The following is a 964-nucleotide window of genomic DNA, read 5'->3' as shown; positions in this document are numbered from 1 at the left end:
ATATGAATAAAAGAATAAAAACAAAAAGACGTTGAAGTTAAGAAGAAAAACACTGCCGGAGTCTGAAAAATGCGATGTCGGCACATCATTTATCAGAAATAAAATGAAATTGCTTAAATGTATTTAATTTTATTTTTCAGGAGTGACTTACTGATTACACAGCTGGCGTTACCTGTACTCACAACAAAATGTATCCACTTTTTCCGGTCTGCCAAAATAAAACCCCTGCAGATAATCCACTCCCAGAGAGCACAGACAGCTCACCTGCGCCTGAGTTTCAACACCCTCTGCCACCGTATCAATACCCAGCTTTCCTGCCAGCCCGACAACACTTTCTACGATATGCCGGGATGTCTTTTCACTCAGAATGTCCTGTGTGAAGCTCCTGTCCATTTTTATATAACTGACCGGAAAGTGCTTCAGGTACGACAGTACGGAACATCCGGTTCCGAAATCATCCAGCGCAAATGCCACTCCGGCATCACACAGCCGGCTCAGTTTCTCTTCGGTCTGTCTGTCCATGTTAAACGGCTGCTGCTCCGTCAGCTCCAGAACCAGATGTATGCTGTCATGCCCTGCCAGCGCCAGACACATCTGAGTGAACTCACGCTCAGCCAGCAGGGCCGGCGTCACGTTCACGGCAAGCCGGAAACCACGCGGCAGCATGGCTTTAACCTCCGAAAGCCCTGCCACCGCACGGTTCAGGATTTTTTCCGTCACAGGCAACAACAGACCGGCAGATTCCACCCGGTTAATGAAATATGCCGGCGGAAGGATTTCTCCCGTCGGCATATGCCAGCGAACCAGAAGCTCCGCACCGGACACAGTAAGGTCGGATGCAGAAACCACCGGCTGGAGATACGGTTCAAACTCCCCGTTACTGAGCGCACGCATCAGTCTGTCTGCGGATACAAAATCACTGTCCATACTGTCGGTCTTCCATTTTATGAACCTCCCGGTCCAG

At 49.5% G+C, this 964-nt stretch carries 1 protein-coding gene; it reads right to left on the bottom strand.

The window, feature by feature from the left end:
* Positions 1 to 168 precede the first annotated feature (168 nt).
* The gene (locus BEA93_RS24490) at positions 169 to 927 is read right to left on the bottom strand and encodes an EAL domain-containing protein (protein ID WP_105267692.1); all 759 of its coding nucleotides are present in this window, start codon (positions 925 to 927) and stop codon (positions 169 to 171) included.
* Between the last annotated feature and the right edge of the window lie 37 nt (positions 928 to 964).

This window comes from Escherichia sp. MOD1-EC5950 (assembly GCF_002965345.1).
In the GTDB taxonomy this organism is placed as follows: domain Bacteria; phylum Pseudomonadota; class Gammaproteobacteria; order Enterobacterales; family Enterobacteriaceae; genus Escherichia; species Escherichia marmotae.
The sequence above is the reverse complement of the archived record's forward strand: the minus strand, read 5'-3'. Positions and strand labels throughout refer to the sequence as shown.

Bases quoted from the DNA above. Each gene is read 5' to 3' on its own strand.
- BEA93_RS24490 (WP_105267692.1), bottom strand. From the start codon at position 927: ATGGACAGTGATTTTGTATCCGCAGACAGACTGATGCGTGCGCTCAGT.